This window comes from Chryseobacterium sp. c4a, from assembly GCF_009900745.1.
GTDB lineage: Bacteria > Bacteroidota > Bacteroidia > Flavobacteriales > Weeksellaceae > Chryseobacterium.
In genome coordinates this window covers 30,765-48,994 of the sequence record NZ_WXVU01000025.1, presented here as the reverse complement: position 1 = coordinate 48,994, position 18,230 = coordinate 30,765, and the positions used below count along the sequence as shown (strand labels likewise).

Annotated in this window: 15 protein-coding genes; 14 read left to right on the top strand and 1 reads right to left on the bottom strand. The window is 36.2% G+C overall.

Features of this window, described 5'->3' with window-relative positions; genetic code table 11:
* Window positions 1-38 precede the first annotated feature (38 nt).
* The 7 genes from lat (at window position 39) to GTR01_RS23255 (ending at window position 9,137) form a co-directional block, all read left to right on the top strand.
* On the top strand, window positions 39-1,364 hold the full coding sequence (gene lat / locus GTR01_RS23285) for an L-lysine 6-transaminase (protein WP_160140109.1): 1,326 nt from the start codon (window positions 39-41) through the stop codon (window positions 1,362-1,364).
* A 61-nt stretch (window positions 1,365-1,425) separates the two neighbouring features.
* A complete protein-coding gene (locus GTR01_RS23280; protein ID WP_066692946.1) occupies window positions 1,426-1,653 on the top strand; it encodes a DUF2007 domain-containing protein in 228 nt (75 codons plus the stop codon).
* 566 nt (window positions 1,654-2,219) lie between these two features.
* Window positions 2,220-2,732, top strand: coding sequence for a GNAT family N-acetyltransferase (locus GTR01_RS23275; RefSeq protein WP_160140108.1), 513 nt, complete (start codon window positions 2,220-2,222; stop codon window positions 2,730-2,732).
* A gap of 116 nt (window positions 2,733-2,848) precedes the next feature.
* Entirely contained in the window at window positions 2,849-3,304 is a 456-nt protein-coding gene (locus GTR01_RS23270; protein ID WP_068943164.1) for a transcriptional regulator, read from the top strand.
* A 1-nt stretch (window position 3,305) separates the two neighbouring features.
* On the top strand, window positions 3,306-4,493 hold the full coding sequence (locus GTR01_RS23265) for an efflux RND transporter periplasmic adaptor subunit (RefSeq protein ID WP_160140107.1): 1,188 nt from the start codon (window positions 3,306-3,308) through the stop codon (window positions 4,491-4,493).
* Complete coding sequence (locus GTR01_RS23260; protein WP_160140106.1) at window positions 4,493-7,639, top strand: efflux RND transporter permease subunit; 3,147 nt, start codon at window positions 4,493-4,495, stop codon at window positions 7,637-7,639. The genes GTR01_RS23265 and GTR01_RS23260 overlap by 1 nt, the downstream gene beginning before the upstream one ends.
* 82 nt (window positions 7,640-7,721) lie before the next feature.
* Window positions 7,722-9,137, top strand: a complete 1,416-nt coding sequence (locus GTR01_RS23255) for an efflux transporter outer membrane subunit (RefSeq protein WP_160140105.1) — start codon at window positions 7,722-7,724, stop codon at window positions 9,135-9,137.
* A 79-nt stretch (window positions 9,138-9,216) separates the two neighbouring features.
* Here GTR01_RS23255 and GTR01_RS23250 read toward each other — a convergent pair whose 3' ends face one another.
* A complete protein-coding gene (locus GTR01_RS23250) occupies window positions 9,217-10,197 on the bottom strand; it encodes a BtrH N-terminal domain-containing protein (RefSeq protein WP_160140104.1) in 981 nt (326 codons plus the stop codon).
* Window positions 10,198-10,398: 201 nt separating this feature from the next.
* Between GTR01_RS23250 and GTR01_RS23245 the strand changes: the two genes are divergently transcribed.
* The 7 genes from GTR01_RS23245 (at window position 10,399) to GTR01_RS23215 (ending at window position 18,228) form a co-directional block, all read left to right on the top strand.
* Window positions 10,399-10,887, top strand: coding sequence for a GNAT family N-acetyltransferase (locus GTR01_RS23245; RefSeq protein ID WP_160140103.1), 489 nt, complete (start codon window positions 10,399-10,401; stop codon window positions 10,885-10,887).
* A 2-nt stretch (window positions 10,888-10,889) separates the two neighbouring features.
* Window positions 10,890-11,369 carry a MarR family winged helix-turn-helix transcriptional regulator gene (locus GTR01_RS23240; RefSeq protein WP_160140102.1) on the top strand — a complete coding sequence of 160 codons (480 nt, stop codon included), beginning with the start codon at window positions 10,890-10,892 and terminating at the stop codon, window positions 11,367-11,369.
* A 34-nt stretch (window positions 11,370-11,403) separates the two neighbouring features.
* Entirely contained in the window at window positions 11,404-11,895 is a 492-nt protein-coding gene (locus GTR01_RS23235) for a GNAT family N-acetyltransferase (RefSeq protein ID WP_160140101.1), read from the top strand.
* A gap of 317 nt (window positions 11,896-12,212) precedes the next feature.
* Window positions 12,213-13,082 (top strand): RimK family alpha-L-glutamate ligase, encoded by an 870-nt coding sequence (locus tag GTR01_RS23230; protein WP_160140100.1) that lies wholly within the window; start codon window positions 12,213-12,215, stop codon window positions 13,080-13,082.
* Window positions 13,083-13,227: 145 nt separating this feature from the next.
* Window positions 13,228-14,247 carry a serine hydrolase domain-containing protein gene (locus tag GTR01_RS23225; protein WP_185155160.1) on the top strand — a complete coding sequence of 340 codons (1,020 nt, stop codon included), beginning with the start codon at window positions 13,228-13,230 and terminating at the stop codon, window positions 14,245-14,247.
* 490 nt (window positions 14,248-14,737) lie between these two features.
* On the top strand, window positions 14,738-16,837 hold the full coding sequence (locus GTR01_RS23220; protein ID WP_160140098.1) for a type VI secretion system Vgr family protein: 2,100 nt from the start codon (window positions 14,738-14,740) through the stop codon (window positions 16,835-16,837).
* Window positions 16,838-16,839: 2 nt separating this feature from the next.
* Window positions 16,840-18,228: a hypothetical protein gene (locus tag GTR01_RS23215; RefSeq protein WP_160140097.1), complete on the top strand. Its 1,389-nt coding sequence runs from the start codon at window positions 16,840-16,842 to the stop codon at window positions 18,226-18,228.
* Window positions 18,229-18,230: the final 2 nt, after the last annotated feature.

Below are 18,230 nucleotides of genomic sequence, written 5' to 3'. Positions count from 1 at the left end.
TTTAATCATTCACTTATTAAATCACACAACAATTTATTATGGAACACACATTAGATATACAAGCAAATAAAGTTAAGGAAACAGTTGGAAAACACGTGTTGGCTGACGGTTTCGATTTCGTGATGGACATTGAAAAATCTCACGGATCATGGCTTTATGATAAACTTACAGACAGAGAATACCTGGATATGTTCTCTATGTTTGCATCAGCTTCCATCGGGTACAATCACCCGTATCTTGTAGAAAGATCAGAATGGTTGGGAAGAATGGCTGTTAACAAACCAACATTGGCAGACGTTTATTCAGAAGAATATGCTCACTTTTTAGAAGTATTCGAAAGAGTAGTGATTCCTGAAGAATTACAGTACGCTTTCTTTATTGAGGGAGGAACTTTAGGTGTTGAAAATGCATTGAAAGCTTGCTTCGACTGGAAAACACGTAAAAACTTTGCCAAAGGTCTTGATACTGAAGCTGGAATTTGTATTCATTTCAAACAGGCTTTCCACGGAAGAAGTGGTTATACTTTAAGCTTAACAAACACTTCAGATCCTAGAAAGTATCAATATTTTCCAATGTTTAAGTGGCCAAGAATCTTAAACCCGAAATTAACATTCCCGATTACAGAAGAAAATCTGGCAGAAACCATCAAAAACGAGCAATTAGCTTTAGTTCAGATTGAAGAAGCTATTTTGATGAATCCTGATAAAGTAGCTTGTATCATCATTGAACCTATTCAGGCAGAAGGTGGTGACAATCACTTCAGAGATGAGTTCTTACTTGGCTTAAGAAAAATCTGCGATGACAATGAAATCTTACTCATTTTTGACGAAGTTCAAACAGGTATTGCCATTACAGGTAAAATGTGGGCATTCCAACACTTTACAGCTAAGCCGGACATCATTTCTTTCGGGAAAAAAGCTCAGGTTTGTGGAGTATTAGCCAATAAAGAAAAATTTGACGAAGTTCCAAACAACGTTTTCAGAGAAAGCTCAAGAATCAACTCTACATTCGGAGGAAACTTTATCGATATGCTTCGTTTCCAACTGGTAATGGAAGTGATCGAAAAAGAAAACCTTGTAGAAAATGCAAGAGTAGTAGGAGATTTCTTATTGGAAAGCTTAAAAGGATTAGCAGAAAAGTATCCTTCAAAAATTTCCAATGCAAGAGGAAGAGGACTAATGTGTGCTATTGACCTTCCATCCGGAGCAGACAGAAACAAGATGATGACTGAATTATTCAATGACGGATTAATCATTCTTCCGTGTGGAGACCAGTCTTTACGTTTCAGACCACACCTGAATGTTACTAAAGAAGAAATTCAATTGGCATTAGACAAAATTGAAAATAATATTAATAAAATTTAAAAACAAAGATTTGTAATTTTCGAAAAAACATTGTACATTTAGATACTCAAACAATTAGAATATGGAAAGAAGTACGAGAGTGTCAGTTTACGAAAGTGATAACCCTTCAGAAATTCAGTTGGTTAAGTCTAAATTGGATGACGCGCAAATTACAAACTCTGTTGAAAACAACTATCTTACATTTACTACAACGCCCACAGCAACATCGCTAAAGGTTATGGTGGATCTGCAGGATGAAAAGAAAGCATTCGAAATTATTGATGCTTATCTTCAACAAAATGAAAATTAATAAAACAATTTCATAATTTTAAATTTTACTACTTCGAACCGAAAATTAATTCTTAATTAATTTTCGGTTTTTTAATTAAATCAATCTTTAAATTATTAAAAAACTAAATGTTTAAAAGATGACTTGAAGAACTGTTATTCTATATCAGAACCAAAAGCTATATAAACAGGAGTTTGTATTAGTCTGATTTAAATTTGACGCAAAGTTTTAATAACCTTATGCTCTATTTTTAAGGAAGCAAAGATGGAACCTGTCTCAAAAGTGTCATTCTGAATGAAATGAAATGTAATGAAGAATCTCAAACGATTAATTTCGAATAAAATTCTTCCTGCGTCAGAATGACAAAAGCCAAATTAATTGACTTTTGAAACAACCTCTCATTAAGTAACCGCATAGCCGGCCGCTTATTCAACGAGGAAGTTGGAATCTTTGCTCATTCAAAATTTTAAACCTTATAAATAAACCTTTGCGTTAATAAAAATTGGGCTTTAGTTCAGATAATCAAAGAGAAACAGTTCAGGCTTTTAGCTTTTTAACTTTATGTTTTTTTATTCAAAATCAACAACATGAATCCAGAAATCAAACTAAGAAAATCGGAAATTGAAGACAGAGACATTATTTGGGGAATCATCCAGCAATCCATTGAAAGGAGAAGACAAGATGGAAGTACGCAGTGGCAGAATGGTTATCCCAATCTTGGTACCGTAGAAAGTGATATTGCAAAAGGTTTCGGATATGTGCTTACCGTAGATGGGGAAATTGCAGTATATGCGGCTTTAATCCTTAATGATGAACCTGCATACAGCAAAATTGAAGGTGCATGGCTAAGTGACGGAGAATTTGTAGTAGTACACCGCGTGGCGATTGATGAAAAATTTGCAGGACAAGGGATGACTAAAAAGCTTTTCGATCATATTGAAGAATTTACCAGAGCTAATGGAATTCAGAGTGTTAAAGTAGATACAAACTACGATAATATTGCAATGCTGAAAATTCTTGAAAGCAAAGGATATTCGTATTGTGGAGAAGTTGTTTTGGCAGACGGACTGAGGAAAGCTTATGAGAAGATTATAATTTAAGCAAAAAGTTAAATCAAGTTTCATTGAATTTTTAAAACGCCTTGTATTTATAATCTCTATCAGCTTTGTTCGTTTGGTTCTGAACTAATTTTTACATTTGTTCAAATTTTTATATTATGCACCAAAGTATAGAAATTGATGAAAAAATTTTTCAGGATGCCGTAAAATTCTACGGCACCATTTTCAACCTACCCCCATTAGCTTCAAAAATTTATTCCTACCTTCTTTTCGATTATGAGAAAGTAGGAATTACTTTTGACGAGTTTGTTGAAGTACTCTCCGCGAGCAAAAGTTCAGTTTCCACTAGTATTTCGCTATTGTTAAATGCGCAGCTTATCGTAGATCATAACAAGATGGATGAGCGGAAACGGTATTTTTTCATCAATGATGAATACAAGAAAATTCGATTTGAGAAAATTGTCCAAAAAATGCAGGACGAATTAAGACTATTAGATGATTTAAACAATTTTAAAAAAAGTAAAGACGATGGATACAACGAAAGAATAGAAGTTTACAAAGCACTCTTAAATAAAAACATAGAAAATATTCAGGAATCTCTTAATAAACTATAAAATGAATAATAAGCTAGTTATACTTTCAATGGCAGCGCTTTCTCTCACAGCCTGCAAAAAAGAAGCTCCAAAACAAGATGGTGCCAAGCCGTACCCTGTTGTTTCTGTGGAGTCAAAAAATATAGTAGGTTATCAGACGTTTCCGGCTACTATCCAAGGTAGGGTAAACAATGATGTACGTGCTAAAATACAAGGATATATTACCCAGTTACTGGTTGATGAAGGACAATATGTTACCAAAGGACAACCTTTGTTCCGCTTGGAAACCAATATCCTTACCGAAAATGCTGCTGCTTCCAAAGCTGGAATCGGAGCTGCTGAATCTAATATTGCTGCTGCACAGGCTTCTGTAAATGCTGCACAGGTAGAAGTGAACAAGCTGAAGCCTTTGGTTCAGAAAAACATCATCAGTAATGTACAGCTACAAACCGCTCAGGCTCAACTTGCACAGGCACAGGCACAGTTAGCACAGGCTCATGCAGCAAAAAGACAAGCTGAAGCGAATTATAAGGGAGTTGAAGCGAACATCGAATATTCCATCATTCGTGCCCCTATTTCAGGGGTAGTAGGTAGGCTTCCGTTAAAAGTCGGAAGTTTGGTGGGGCCATCAGATCAGACTCCTCTAACGACAATTTCTGATACGTCTGAGATTTACGCTTACTTTGCCATGAATGAAAAGGAGTATTTTGATTTCCTTGAAAAATCTCCAGGAGCCTCTATGCCTGAGAAAATCAAAAACTTACCGATGGTAGAACTACAATTAGCCAACGGAAGTCTTTATCCTGAAAAAGGAAGAATTGAAGCAATTACCGGTCAAATTGATCCTACAACGGGAACCATTCAGTTCAGAGTTGCTTTCACTAATGCTCAGAAATTATTAAGTAACGGTAACAGTGGAACCATAAGATTCCCTCAGCACTATGATAACGTACTTGTAGTTCCTGAAAGTGCTACTTATGAGCAACAAGGAATTGTATACGTATACAAAATTGAAAAAGGAGATACAGCCAAAAATGTTGTGGTAAATGTTATTGACAGAATCGACAACTTAGCGCTGATCAAATCAGGAGTTAATAAAGGGGAAAGAGTTGTTGCAGCTGGTATCGGAGGTTTGAAACCTGGAACAGCAGTGAAGCCAAAGCCAATTAAAATGGATAGTCTTGTTCAATCAATAAAACCGAAATTCTAATGATAAAAAACTTTATTAACAGACCGGTTTTATCCACTGTAATCTCAATCTTGATTGTGATTCTCGGTGTGCTAGGACTGATCTCGTTACCGGTTACACAGTATCCGGATATTGCGCCTCCTACAGTAAGTGTTTCGGCAAACTATACAGGAGCCAACGCGGAAACTGTAATGAAAAGTGTTGTTGTTCCTTTGGAAGAACAGATCAACGGGGTGGAAGGAATGGACTATATTACTTCCTCTGCGGGAAATGACGGTTCTGCACAGATCCAGGTTTTCTTTAAACAAGGAATAGACCCGGATATTGCAGCGGTAAACGTACAGAACCGTGTAGCCAGAGCTACGCCTCTTTTGCCATCTGAAGTAACCCGTTCAGGAGTTGTAACTCAGAAGCAGCAGACCAGCGCCCTGATGTATATGTCTTTCTATTCTGAAAATAAAGATCTTGATGATGTATATCTTCAGAACTTTCTGAATATTAATATTATTCCAAACCTGAAAAGGGTAAATGGTGTAGGGGATGCCAACGTTTTCGGAGGTAAAAACTATTCCATGAGAATCTGGCTGGATCCTGCGAAAATGGCTGCTTATGGTGTAACTCCTACAGATGTTACCAATGCCATCAATGAGCAGAGTAGAGAAGCTGCGGCAGGTTCTATTGGACAAAACAGCGGAAGCTCTTTTGAATATATCATCAAATATGTTGGTAAATTTAATGATAAAGAGCAGTATGATAATATCATCATCAAAGCTCTTGCAAACGGACAAAACCTGATGCTGAAAGATGTTGCCAAAGTAGAACTGGCAGGTCAGTCTTACACAGGTGTCGGAGAAAACGGAAACAATCCTTCCATCAGTATGGGGATCTTCCAGACTCCGGGATCTAATGCACAGGAGATTATTAAAAATATCAAAGCATACCTGAAATCAGCGGAAGGTACTTTTCCACAGGGAATTAAGTATACTTTTAACTTTGATACCAATGAATTCCTTGAAGCTTCTATTGAAAAGGTAGTACATACCCTTATTGAAGCTTTCATCCTGGTATTTATTGTAGTATATATTTTCCTTCAGGATTTCAGATCTACCTTGATTCCGGCTATTGCAGTTCCGGTATCCATTGTAGGAGCGTTCTTCTTCCTGAATCTCTTCGGGTATTCATTGAACCTCTTAACCTTATTTGCATTGGTACTGGCGATTGGTATTGTAGTGGATGATGCCATTGTCGTCGTGGAGGCCGTTCATGCGAAGATGGAGCATGGTATTTCAGATGCTAAGAAAGCAACAGTAGAGGCGATGGATGAAATTACAGGAGCTATTATTTCTATTACGTTGGTAATGGCAGCAGTATTTATTCCGGTAACATTTATTACAGGGCCTACAGGAGTATTCTACCAACAGTTTGGTATTACGCTGATTATAGCGATCGTAATTTCTGCTATTAATGCCTTAACGTTGAGTCCGGTTTTATGTTCATTATTCTTAAAGCCTCACGCAGAACATCATGCAGAGTATAAAAACTTAAACCTGCTTCAGAAGTTTTTCTATAAGTTTAATATTGCTTTTAAAACAACCACTGAGCGTTACGGAAGAGGATTTGTATTCCTGTTAAGACATAAATGGGTAACCTTAGTAATCTTTGCGGTTACAGGAGGGATCTTATACTGGGCAAGTGGAAGCATGAAGAAAGGATTCGTTCCTACAGAGGATAGAGGGATTATCTTTACGGATGTTCAACTTCCTCCGGGTGCTTCTATGGAAAGAACTTATAACGTTCTGAAAGCACTTCAGGCTAAAGCTTTGAAAGTTCCTGGAGTACAAAACGTAACAATCTCTACAGGTAGAGGATTCTTATCCGGAAACGGAAGTAATAACGGTCTTGCCTTTATTAAACTGAAACCATTCGAAGAAAGAAAAAAAGACGGCCAGACTTCTGAAGATATCACCAAAAAATTATTTGGAATTGTAGGAGCTGTTCCTGATGCTAAAGTTGTATTCTTCCAACCTCCAAGTGTACCGGGATTTGGTAACAGTGCAGGTTTTGAAATGGTATTACTGGATAAATCAGGTGGAGAATATGCTGATCTGGATAATAAAACCAATGAATTTATCGGTAAGCTGATGCAGAGACCTGAAATTCAGTTTGCACAGACTTCATTTAACACCAAGTATCCTCAGTATCAAATGGAGATTAACGTACCTTTGAGTAAGCAGCTTGGAGTTTCTGTAAATGACATTCTGGCTACGATGCAAGGCTATATTGGAGGTATTTATACCGCCGACTTTACCAAGTATGGAAAACAGTTCAGAGTAATGGTGCAGGCACTTCCTGAAAACAGAAAGAACATCGAAAATCTGAACGAACTTTATGTGAGAACAGGTTCAGGTATCATGTCTCCGATTTCACAGTTTGTAACACTGAAAAAAGCATACGGGCCACAATCTGTAAGCCGTTATAACCTGTTTACTTCAGTGAAAGTGACGGGAGCAAACTCTGATGGCTACAGTTCCGGGGATGCTATTGCCGCTGTACAGCAGGTAGCTGATGAAACCTTGAATCAAAACTATGCAGTAGAATTTACCGGATTGACCAGAGAAGAATTAAACTCAGGATCTCAGACCCTTCTGATTTTCGGGTTAAGTTTGGTATTTGTTTACTTTATCCTTTCTGCACAATATGAAAGTTATATCCTTCCGCTTATCGTTGTGATCTCTCTTCCTCTTGGGGTAATGGGAGCTTATTTCGGACAGAAGATCATGGGCTTGGAAAATAATATTTATTTCCAGATTGCGCTGATCATGCTCGTCGGATTGTTGGCGAAAAATGCGATCCTTATTGTTGAATTTGCAGTTCAGCGAAGACATCACGGTGAAACAATTGTAATGTCTGCCATCAATGCAGCGAAAGCAAGGGTGAGACCGATTCTGATGACTTCATTTGCCTTTATCTTTGGTCTATTACCATTAGTGCTGGCAAGTGGAATTGGAGCTGTAGGTAACAGATCCATTGCAACAGGAGCAGCTATAGGATTGTTGATAGGTACTGTTTTAGGTCTTTTTGTAATTCCTGTATTGTATGTAATTTTTGAAAGCATACAGGAGAAAATTAAGCCTATTAAAAAAGAAGATATCAATTTAGCAGAGTAAATTAATTTAGTTTAAGGTTTTGGTTGAAAAGCTAATGACTGAAAACCGAAATCTTGAACTTTAAACTTTTATACCTCAAATAATGAAGAGTTTAATAAACATCATAAAAGGAATAACTTTTTCAGCGATTATGCTGGGAGCAATCACGTCCTGTATGGCCAGAAAAGAATATGAAAGGCCAAAGAACGTAGTTGACGAAAAGCTTTTCCGTACCGATATGCTTCCATCAGACAGCACCACCATTGCAAATGTTTCCTGGAAGGAAATATTTACAGATCCGGTACTTCAGGGGCATATTACCAAGGCTTTGGATAATAACCTGGATATCAGAATTGCTTTACAAAACATCAATTCTGCAGAAGCTTACCTTAAGCAAAGTAAAGCAGCTTATGCTCCAACTTTGTCAGTAGGCCCCAATTATACCTTCCAGACACAGTCTCTTAATACACAGTTTGGGCAGATCATCGGGGAAAGAAGATATGTCAATCAATTTGATATTACTGCCAGTTTAGGATGGGAAGCTGATATCTGGGGAAAAATGAGAGCACAGGAAAAGGCTCAATTAGCAACCTATTTAGGAACTGTTGCCGCTCATAAGGCTGTAAAAAGTGGACTTGTAGCCTCTATTGCTTCTGCATATTATCAGTTGCTGACTTTTGACGCTCAGAAAAAGATCATTACAGAAACAATTGCCGTTCGGGAGAAGAATCTTGAAACAACAAAGGCATTAAAAGCTTCGGGAACACTTACTGAGGTTGCCGTACAACAGAGTGAAGCACTTGTTTTCAATGCAAAATCTTTATTAATTGATATTGATACCCAGATTCAATTGCTTGAAAATACAATGAGCCTTTTAATGGGCGAACCCTCTCACTCGATTGAAAGATCTACACTGGAAGGACAAAATTTACCCATTGATTTGAAACTTGGATATCCAGCTCAATTGCTAGCTAACCGCCCGGATGTGATGCAAGCTGAATACAGCCTAATGAATGCATTTGAGCTGACCAATGTTGCAAAAGCACAGTTTTATCCTACATTAAAGCTTACAGGAACAGGAGGGCTGCAGTCTGTAGATATTGACCACCTGTTTAATGTAAACTCATTGTTTGCCAATGTAGTGGCAGGATTAGCACAGCCGATCCTGAATAAAAGAACAATCAAAACGAATTATGAGATAAGTTTAGCAAATAAAGAGACAGCTTATCTTAACTTCAGAAAAACAGTTCTTACTGCAGGACAACAAGTGTCAAATGCCATTAGAGTATTCTCTGTACAGGATTCATTTATTGATTTAAAACAAAAAGAACTGAATGCTTACAAAAATTCTGTAGAATATTCTCAGGAATTGGTAAACTATGGGATGGCAAATTATCTTGAAGTTTTAAATGCCAGCGTGAATTCATTGAATGCAGAACTTAATATTTCCAATGCGAGATATAATAAAATGAAGGCTGCCGTTGAGCTGTATCAGGCTTTAGGCGGAGGCTGGAAATAAATATTATTTTGTGATAAATTATAAAACGTGTGTCAGGATTGGCACACGTTTTTTTATGATGATTGTAAAAGAATAAGGCCTATATTGTCATCAATACTTCCATAGCTTTTTTTTCTTTGCCTGAAATTGTTCTTAAAATTAATGATGCTTCCTGAATATACTGAAAATCTTTTGTCTTGCTTACTTTTTCAAATAATTGAGCTACCGTTGTCCAGAGTTCCGCAATTTCTGAAAATGCTTCATATCCTGTTTTGAGCTGCTCAAGTCTAAGCCATTCATAACTTTCTTTCAAAAAATCCCGGTATAGGTTTCTGAATAATGCTCCACCGGTTCCTGCTTTTTCCATCATCATGGCTGATAATCCAAATTCAGCCTCAATATCTTTACTGGCATGAAACCATTTGGTGATTTCAGTACTTGTTTTCAGGATTCCTTTGTAAGCTATATTGGTTATGGGAGGATTCAAATATTCGGTGGCATTATTTCTGATGGCATTTGAGATTGCTTTTTTTAAATCAAATTTTTCATCAGATTTCTTTAGGGTATAATACAGATTTTTAGAAGCCATTGGGCCTTTTTCAGCCCTGGCCAACGCCAGACTTTCTAAAGATGTTTGTACCTGCCCGCCTTGTTGTTGAGTATCTACCAGAAAAGTATTTTGATGATCGTAACCGTAAATAGCAGCATAATGTCCTGCAAAATGAAAAGGATTTGAAAAATATTCCAAATGAAAACAATCCATTTTTAGACCAACAACGTGCCCATTGTCAAGGAGCTCTTTTACAGAATTCCAGGCTTTTTGTGAAGAAGATGTTTCTTTAACCGTTAATTTCAGATTCAGATTTCTGGCTATATTTTGGGTTAATATGTCAGGTTTTATCCGGCCGCCAATAAAGGGAAAGTCCATGGTCTTCATATTCCAATAGATAAACCCCAGACCTTCTCCTAAACCAAAAAGCATAGGTTCAGAGAGCTCAATCCCAAGTTGGAGTAGTAATGTTCCTGTTGCTGTGGTTTCACAATGCTGTCCGTTAAATGCCTTTATATTCTCTATTGTCATTTTCAGTATTCTGATTATTAGTTTATTGTTGTGGAAAATTACTTAAATATCCTGATATTTTAAAATCATAATTCCGGATTTTAATTTTAAAATGCTGTTGTTTGTTCAGATAAAACTGTGTTAAAATTCATTTAAAATATAAAATCAATTTGTATATATGTATTTAACTACGTAGTTTTATACTTTAAAAATGAAAACACTATGAAATTACAGGTACAACCCATAGGAAATGCTTATTCAGAACAGCTTATTGATTTGATACTGAACATTCAGCAAAAAGAGTTTAACATTCCGATTACAGTAGAAGATCAACCCGATCTGAAACAGATAGAAAGCTTTTATCATGAGCGTGGCGGGAACTTTTGGGGAGCTTTTATAGACGGAGAACTGGTAGGTTCTATAGCTGTGGTAAAATTTGATGAAAATGCTGGGGCGATTAGAAAAATGTTTGTTAAAAAAGAGTTCAGAGGGAAAGAGCTGAATGTTGCTCAAATTTTACTGGATATTTTAATTGCTTTCTGCCACGAAAACAAAATTGAAGACCTATATTTGGGAACTATAACGGTATTGAAAGCAGCCCAGCGTTTTTATGAAAGGAATAATTTCAAGAAGATTAAAAAAGAAACTCTTCCTGAACGTTTTCCATTAATGAGTGCTGACGATATTTTTTACCACCTACATATTGACTGAATATGAATGTAATTAACGAAGCCGGAATCCTTGCGATATCCACAAGACTTCACCGTCTCAGTGAACAGCTGAGAAAAGATGGAGCCCTGATTTATAAAGCCTTTGGAATTGATTTTGAACTCAAATGGTTTCCGGTAATCTTTACGATCTATAAAAAAGAAGTGGCCAGTGTAGTGGAAATTGCCAACGAAATAGGATACACCCATCCATCCACAATCACTTTACTTAAAGAGCTTGAAAAATTAGAATTGATACAATGGGAAAAAGACAGGCAAGATGAACGTAAAAGGTTATTTAAACTTACTGTAAAAGGACAAGAACTTATTGAAAATATGAAACCGGTATGGGAGCTTATGTCACAAGTATTGGGAGATATTTCCAATAATCAGAATAATTTGCTGGCAGCCATAGATGAAGCTGAAGAGAAAATTATCAATCAGTCTTTTTATCAGCGTGCCTTACAGCTTAAAAATTCAAAATAAAAACTATATACCAGAAATATTAAAAATGTTGACAATGATTAGAAAGGCAGTTTATGATGATATTATTCAGGCTGTCCAGGCTCTTGAAGAAGTAAAAAAACATATGCTGGATGAAGGAATTGATCAATGGGATCAGGAATATCCTAATATAAAAGTACTTACACAAGATATAGAAAAAGGAGAAGGCTTTGTTTTCATCGAAGAAGGAGAAGTATTGGCCTATATGGCACTCAATGAATTATGTGATGAAGAATACAATGACCTGATCTGGAAAACACAGACCCCTTTTATCGTTATCCACCGTTTATATGTAAAACCTACAGCTCAGGGAAAAGGAATATCAAGTAAGATGATTCGTTTTGCTGAAGAATTTGCTATCCAGAATCAGTATCAATCCATCAGATTTGACGCTTTCTCTTTGAATGATACCGCTAATGCTGTTTATCTTAAAAAAGGATATGACCTTGTAGGAACAGTTCGTTTTAGAAAAGGGATATTCAATTGCTACGAAAAGACAGTACAATAAAAGTATATAAAAAAGTATCGCTATCATCCATATTGCTGATCATTTCAACGCAATATGGATGATTTTTTTTTCTCTGAAAGGATATTTCTAAGTTTTTTGATTATCAGTAATTTTCTGTTTTTATACTCTTTCTTACACTTAATTTCCTGTATAGAGCTTTCAATATTATTGAAATATTTTTTTTGTAGCTGAATTACAGTGACTTGTTTATAGTGTTTTCAAACTGTGTCTTTTTATTTTTACTAAATTGTGACTGTGTTTGTTTATTTTGTTTCCCGAATTTAGCATGATAAAATATTAACTTAATATCATAAAATATGAAGATAGCAATTGTAGGCTATAGAATGGAAAAAAAATTTTCAGAGGGAATTGTTAATGATGAAGATTCCGAACTTATTAATTATTTATCAGGAAAAGGGCTGAATGTAGAAGCTGCTATCTGGAATGATAAAGATGTTGATTGGAAGAAGTTTGATGTGGCAGTTATTAAAGCTCCCTGGGATTATCATAATCATTTGAATGAGTTTCTAACCTGGTTGGATCATATTGATCAATTGGGAGTTAAAGTATTAAATCCTGTAGATATCATCCGATGGAATAGTGACAAACACTACTTAAAAGATATACTAGAAAAAGGACTTCAGGTGATTCCGGCTCAATATCTTGAAAAAGGAGCAATTTTCAGCGAACATTTTTTTGATGATTTTAAAACAGATAAACTCGTTGTTAAGCCTTGCGTGAGTGCCGGGGCACAAAATACAATCACTGTAAATAGAAGCAATTTTGCTGATAAGTTGATTGAAATTAATCAGCTTGTAAAAGAACAGGATTATATGGTACAGCCTTTTGTAGAAGAGATCAAAAATGGAGAATGGTCTTTCCTGTTTTTTAATGGAAAATATAGCCACTGTGTCCTAAAAAAACCTAAAGAAGGAGACTTTAGAGTACAGCATTACCATGGTGGAAGCATTAGTTATCCGACTCCCGATCCTCTGCATATAGAACAAGCAGGAGTATTTTTAAAAAATTTACCATTACCGACATTGTACGCAAGGGTAGATGGTGTTATTATTCACAATTCATTTCATCTGATGGAGCTGGAATTAATAGAACCTTTTCTATTTCTGAATTCAAATGAAAACCTGTTGGAAAATTATTATCAAGCTTTGAAAGCATTGATATTTTAGTATTTATTTCAAGAGAATATTTCTATTAAAATCAAATTGTATGTACCGATGTTATTTAACTTTATTAGTATTACTTTTGGTCATTCCCAATCTGTTTTTGGCAGGTATAATAACCCCTGCTAAGTTGTATAAAAAAGATGAAAAAATGAAAAGAGATCCTCTAATTACACAACAATTGCAGAGCCTGCTCAATAAGTATTCAAAAGATAAGCCCGGTTTTACTTTCATGGCAAAGTATGATGATGGAGTATATTATGAAGGCGCTGCAGGTTTAGCATCTTTATCTCCTAAGAAAAGCATGAAAGTGAATGATGTATTTAATCTGGCTTCTGTTTCAAAACAATTTACGGCCTTTGCCATATTGCTTCTTGAGAAAGATAAAAAACTTTCATTAGATGACTCTATCTATAAATTTATGCCTGAACTTGGGGAATATGTAAAGCCTGTTACAATTTCCAACCTGGTTCACCATACCGGTGGAGTATCGGATTATATGCAATTGGCAGATGAAAAAGGGATGATATATGGAGAAGATATTTTAACCAGTGAAGAATCTCTAAAACATTTGTACGAACTTACGAAAACAGAATTTTTACCCGGATCCAAGTTTGATTATAGCAATACAGGTTATTTCCTATTAGCTCAAATTGTAGAAAAAACGAGCGGAATGTCTATAAAAGAGTTTAGTAGAACCAGAATATTTGAACCATTGGGAATGAAAAGTACCTTTATTGTAGATCAGTATCCTATTACGAGGGATTATGTTTTATCTTATGACAAAGAAGGCAAAGTACATCAGGTACAATGGAATCATACCGGTGATGGAGCAGTGCACAGTAATGTGCATGATTTGATGCTATGGGGTGAGAATATCGCAACAGGTAAAGTAGGAGGTAAGGATTTGGTGAAAAAATTTGCAACTCCTTTTAGCCCGATTACGACTGATGGGAAGCAGGTAGAAAAATATGAACCTTATGCTTGTGGGATAAGCGAATCTAAAATTCAGAATGAAAATGCATTAGAGCATTCCGGTGGCTGGGAGAGCTATGAGACTAATTTTATTCGTATTCCAGGCAAAAAGCTGACAATAGCTGTACTCGCCAATAATGAAGAAGTGGATGCCATAAACATCAGCCACGAAATTGCAAAAATACTTTTACAATAGAATTTTTTAAATATATAGCGGAAATGATAAACAACTCAGGTGAATGCCTGAGTTGTTTGTTTTTTTAAGAAAAATTAAGATATCATTTTTGATCTAATTGAGTATGAAAATTTAGGTAACACCCACTAATAAACACATCTGATTATAAGTGCTATCTTGTTCATTATCAAAAAAGTCGTAATTCTACGACAATTTTTCAAATAATAGGTAATTCATTTTGATGTGAGTATTTAAGGTGATATATTGCAGAACCAAATCAATAAAAAAACTTATGAAAAAGAACCATATGCACCTGAAATATAGTTGCTGTTAAACAGCGTTGAGTACTGATTCTACAGATACTCTTTCTGATCTCTTCCTCAAGACAGTCTGATAGTAATTTTGCATTGAGACCATAGTATTTTACTTGATTGTCATCCAGAGCAGAATGGTCCCGCCTTTAGGGTGAAAATCTCCGTATTTACACACAACCGATAAAAATGATTATATCATGTTTAAAGAAGAAAATAATCTGTCTAAAAAAAGTGCAGATTCAGTAAAAAAAATAGATGTAGTAAACAATATTCAGGAAATTGCAACCAATATCCCCACTTCCAATAAAACGTTATCGAATATTAAAACAGCAAGCAGTGCTGCCCAGAGTTTTATGAATCAGCCTTTAATTCCTACTACACCCACTGTTGTACAGGATAAAGTTTGGTCTAAACAACCTACCTCAAAAATTTTCAACGCAGAAGGCATTTCAGAAAGTGCTATTGCAGGAATCAATAGGGTTGTAAAACTTGAAATATTTGTGGAAGGTAAGGAAATTAAATTTTTTAAGAATTTTAGATTGACCCAAAGTGCGGTAAAGCATCATCAGTTTGATCTTGTCCTCGCTCACGATACTTTAGGAAATGCAGAGAATCATAATCTCGAAGAAGCACAAAGTTTTTTGGGGAAAAGAGTAACTGTTGTTTTTAAATATAAAGATGTTGAAAATAGTCCGGAGCGAAACTTTGTGGGTGTCATCACAGAAGTTGGTTTTGGACAAGATAAAGGGAGTTTAGGAAATATTATTTTAACAGGGTACAGTCCAACTATACTATTAGATTCAGCTCCTCATACACAAAGTTTTGGAGGAAAGCAGGAAATCAGTCTTAACAGTATTGCTGATCAGGTGATGAAGGAAGGACTGGGAAGCAGTAAATTCGATGTCAGAGTAGATGCACAGTACGGAAACGTAACTTACAGCTCTCAATATGACGAAACCCATTATAATTATCTTGCAAGAATTGCAGAAGCTTACGGAGAACAGTTTTTCTATGATGGAGAAGTACTCCATTTTGGGAAATTGCCCCCACAGCAAAAGCCGGTAACCCTTACTTACGGAAGCAATGTAGCTGATGTGAAGATCAAAATGAAAGCACAGCATGTGAAGCCTTCTTTTTATGGATATAACAGTAGCAAAAATGAGAAATTAAAAGGCGGGAATTCCAAAATTAATCATACCTCTGATATTGCAAAGCGTGCTTATGAAATTTCAGAAAAAACATTTATCACTCCGTCTTTGAGTGTTGCCCCTATAAAAGCAGCAAAAGTAACCGACGTTGACGCTTCTCAAAAAAGTGCAACCGGCAGCAATTCTGTAAATGTATTTACAACATCCGGAACCACTTCCGTACCATTTCTATATCCGGGTTGTACCGCCGATATTGAAATGCGTAAACCGGACAGCAATGAGACCTCCTATTTTACAAAGCTTATGATGACTGAAGTTACCCATGATGTAGATGCAAGGGGATATTATACAGGTTCTTTTGAAGCAATTGCAGCAGACACCGGCTTTATGCCGCGCCCTGAATTTGACAGTCCAAAGGCAGAACCTCAATTTGCAAAAGTAATTTCCAATACAGATCCACTCAACCAAGGTCGTGTACAAGTACAATTTGATTGGCAAAACGGAGCTAACACCACTGAATTTATCAGAGTGATGACTCCTGATGCTGGAAGCAGTGAGAAAGTAAGCAAGAATCGAGGATTTATGGCCATTCCGGAAGTTGATGATCATATTATGGTCAACTTTGTGCATCAGCATCCTGATCGTCCGTTTGTAATGGGCGGAATGTATCATGGAGCCGCAGGCGGCGGCGGTGGACAGGGCAATAATGTTAAGAGTTTGAGTAGCAAAAGTGGGCATACCATTAGTCTTAATGATGCTGGCGGAATTACCATCACAGACAAGACAGGAGGGAATATTATCACAGTAGACGGAACCAATACCATTTCTGCTGTAGCCAGTAAAAAAGTAACCTTAGATAATGGGAAATCGTCTATTACAATTGATGATGAAACCATTACTATTCAGGCTAAAAATATCCATATTACAGGAGAAACTATTGTTTCCATGGGAAGCGGTAAAGCTGGTATAGAGCTAAGCTCAAAAGAAAATGTAGCAGCACTTTCAGGAACTACAGTTACGACTTCCGGAAGCAAAGATGTACAGATTACCGCTAAAGAAACAAGTATCAGTGCTACTGCCAAGGTATCAATAGATGGCGGAGCAGGAGATACAATAATAACGGGAGGGTTGGTAAAGTTAAATTCATAAATATGGAAACTTCATCAATAGCTCAGGAATATTATAAACTTCGGGATTTATGGAGGACTGCAGAACAGAATAAGAATTGGAAACTGGCTATTTGGGTAGCACAATATGCCGATGTAGAAATTATTGATAAGTTTATGCAGATTGAGCAGTCTCCTGTTGGTGAATCGGATGATATTTTCTTTCGCTTCGAGACAGAATATAAAGGAGACAGGCTATTATTTGAAGAACAATTATGGAATGAGTTTATTTCATGGTTTATTCCTCATCCTCAAAAAGATAAAGACCTGCACAGGGCACTCTGGGAAAATAATATGATTGTGGAACCTTTTGTTCCGGATACATCATTAGCTTCTAATGCTATTAATTTATTTAACGAACTTGAACGCTTAAGGGCCAGTATAACAGATCAAAGCAAACCTTTCCATTTCTGTCTTTACTTTCCATTAGCTGTACAAACCAAAATGAATATTGCACAGTGGTTTCAGCAAGTTGTTGAGCATGTTCCGGATACCTTGCGTTTAGTATCCATGGATTTAGCTGAGGAAAGACGTATTCAGCTGCAGGGCAAAAAGAATAACGAGTCTTTATACCATTATATGTATCCGAAGCTTAAGATGGCAGAAGCTATTAAGAATGAAATGTACAAAGCCAGTGATAATTACAATGCTGTAGATCCTGACGCGAGATTCAGAAAACAGGTTATTATTGTCATGGATTCTACCACGCAGAAAACGCAGAACAGAACAGATGTTGAAGTAAAACGTTTACTGAACATTACTCATGAAATAGGAACCGCTTCATCAAAAATTGCAGGATTATTGGTGGCTGCCCAAGCTTATTTTTCGTTACAGAAAACTAAAAAAAGTGAAGAATACACAGATAAAGCACTTGAAGAATCCTATAAAGCTATGGAACAGGATGATGCAACGGGATATCCGGTCTGGAAATCCTGTATGCTGCTGAAAGCAGCCTTACTGTTTGGAAATAAAGACAAGAATGGTGCTCTTAAAATTTATGAAGAATTATCTGAGAAGGCTTCTAAAAGACAGGATGTATATTATGTAATGGAAGCTAACCGATTGATAGCCCATATTTATTACGAAAAAAATGAGCTAACGAAAGCGTTTGAGCATATCCTTTTTGCGCTTGCTGCAGGAGCCTATCTTGAAATTGATGTTAGAAGACAATCTACGTTTTTACACGCAGCTTTTATGTGTCTCTATTTGGGAGAACAAATTAAAACAACTGCGGATGTAAACGAAATAAAACTGCAATTAGCAGATTGGTTGGGAGACGACTGGGAAATTTTATTGGCACAGGCTGGAGTAGATTCAGCGTCCTTAAAAACAGATCCGTCAATTTGGGATAAACAATTATCAAAATTTAAATAATA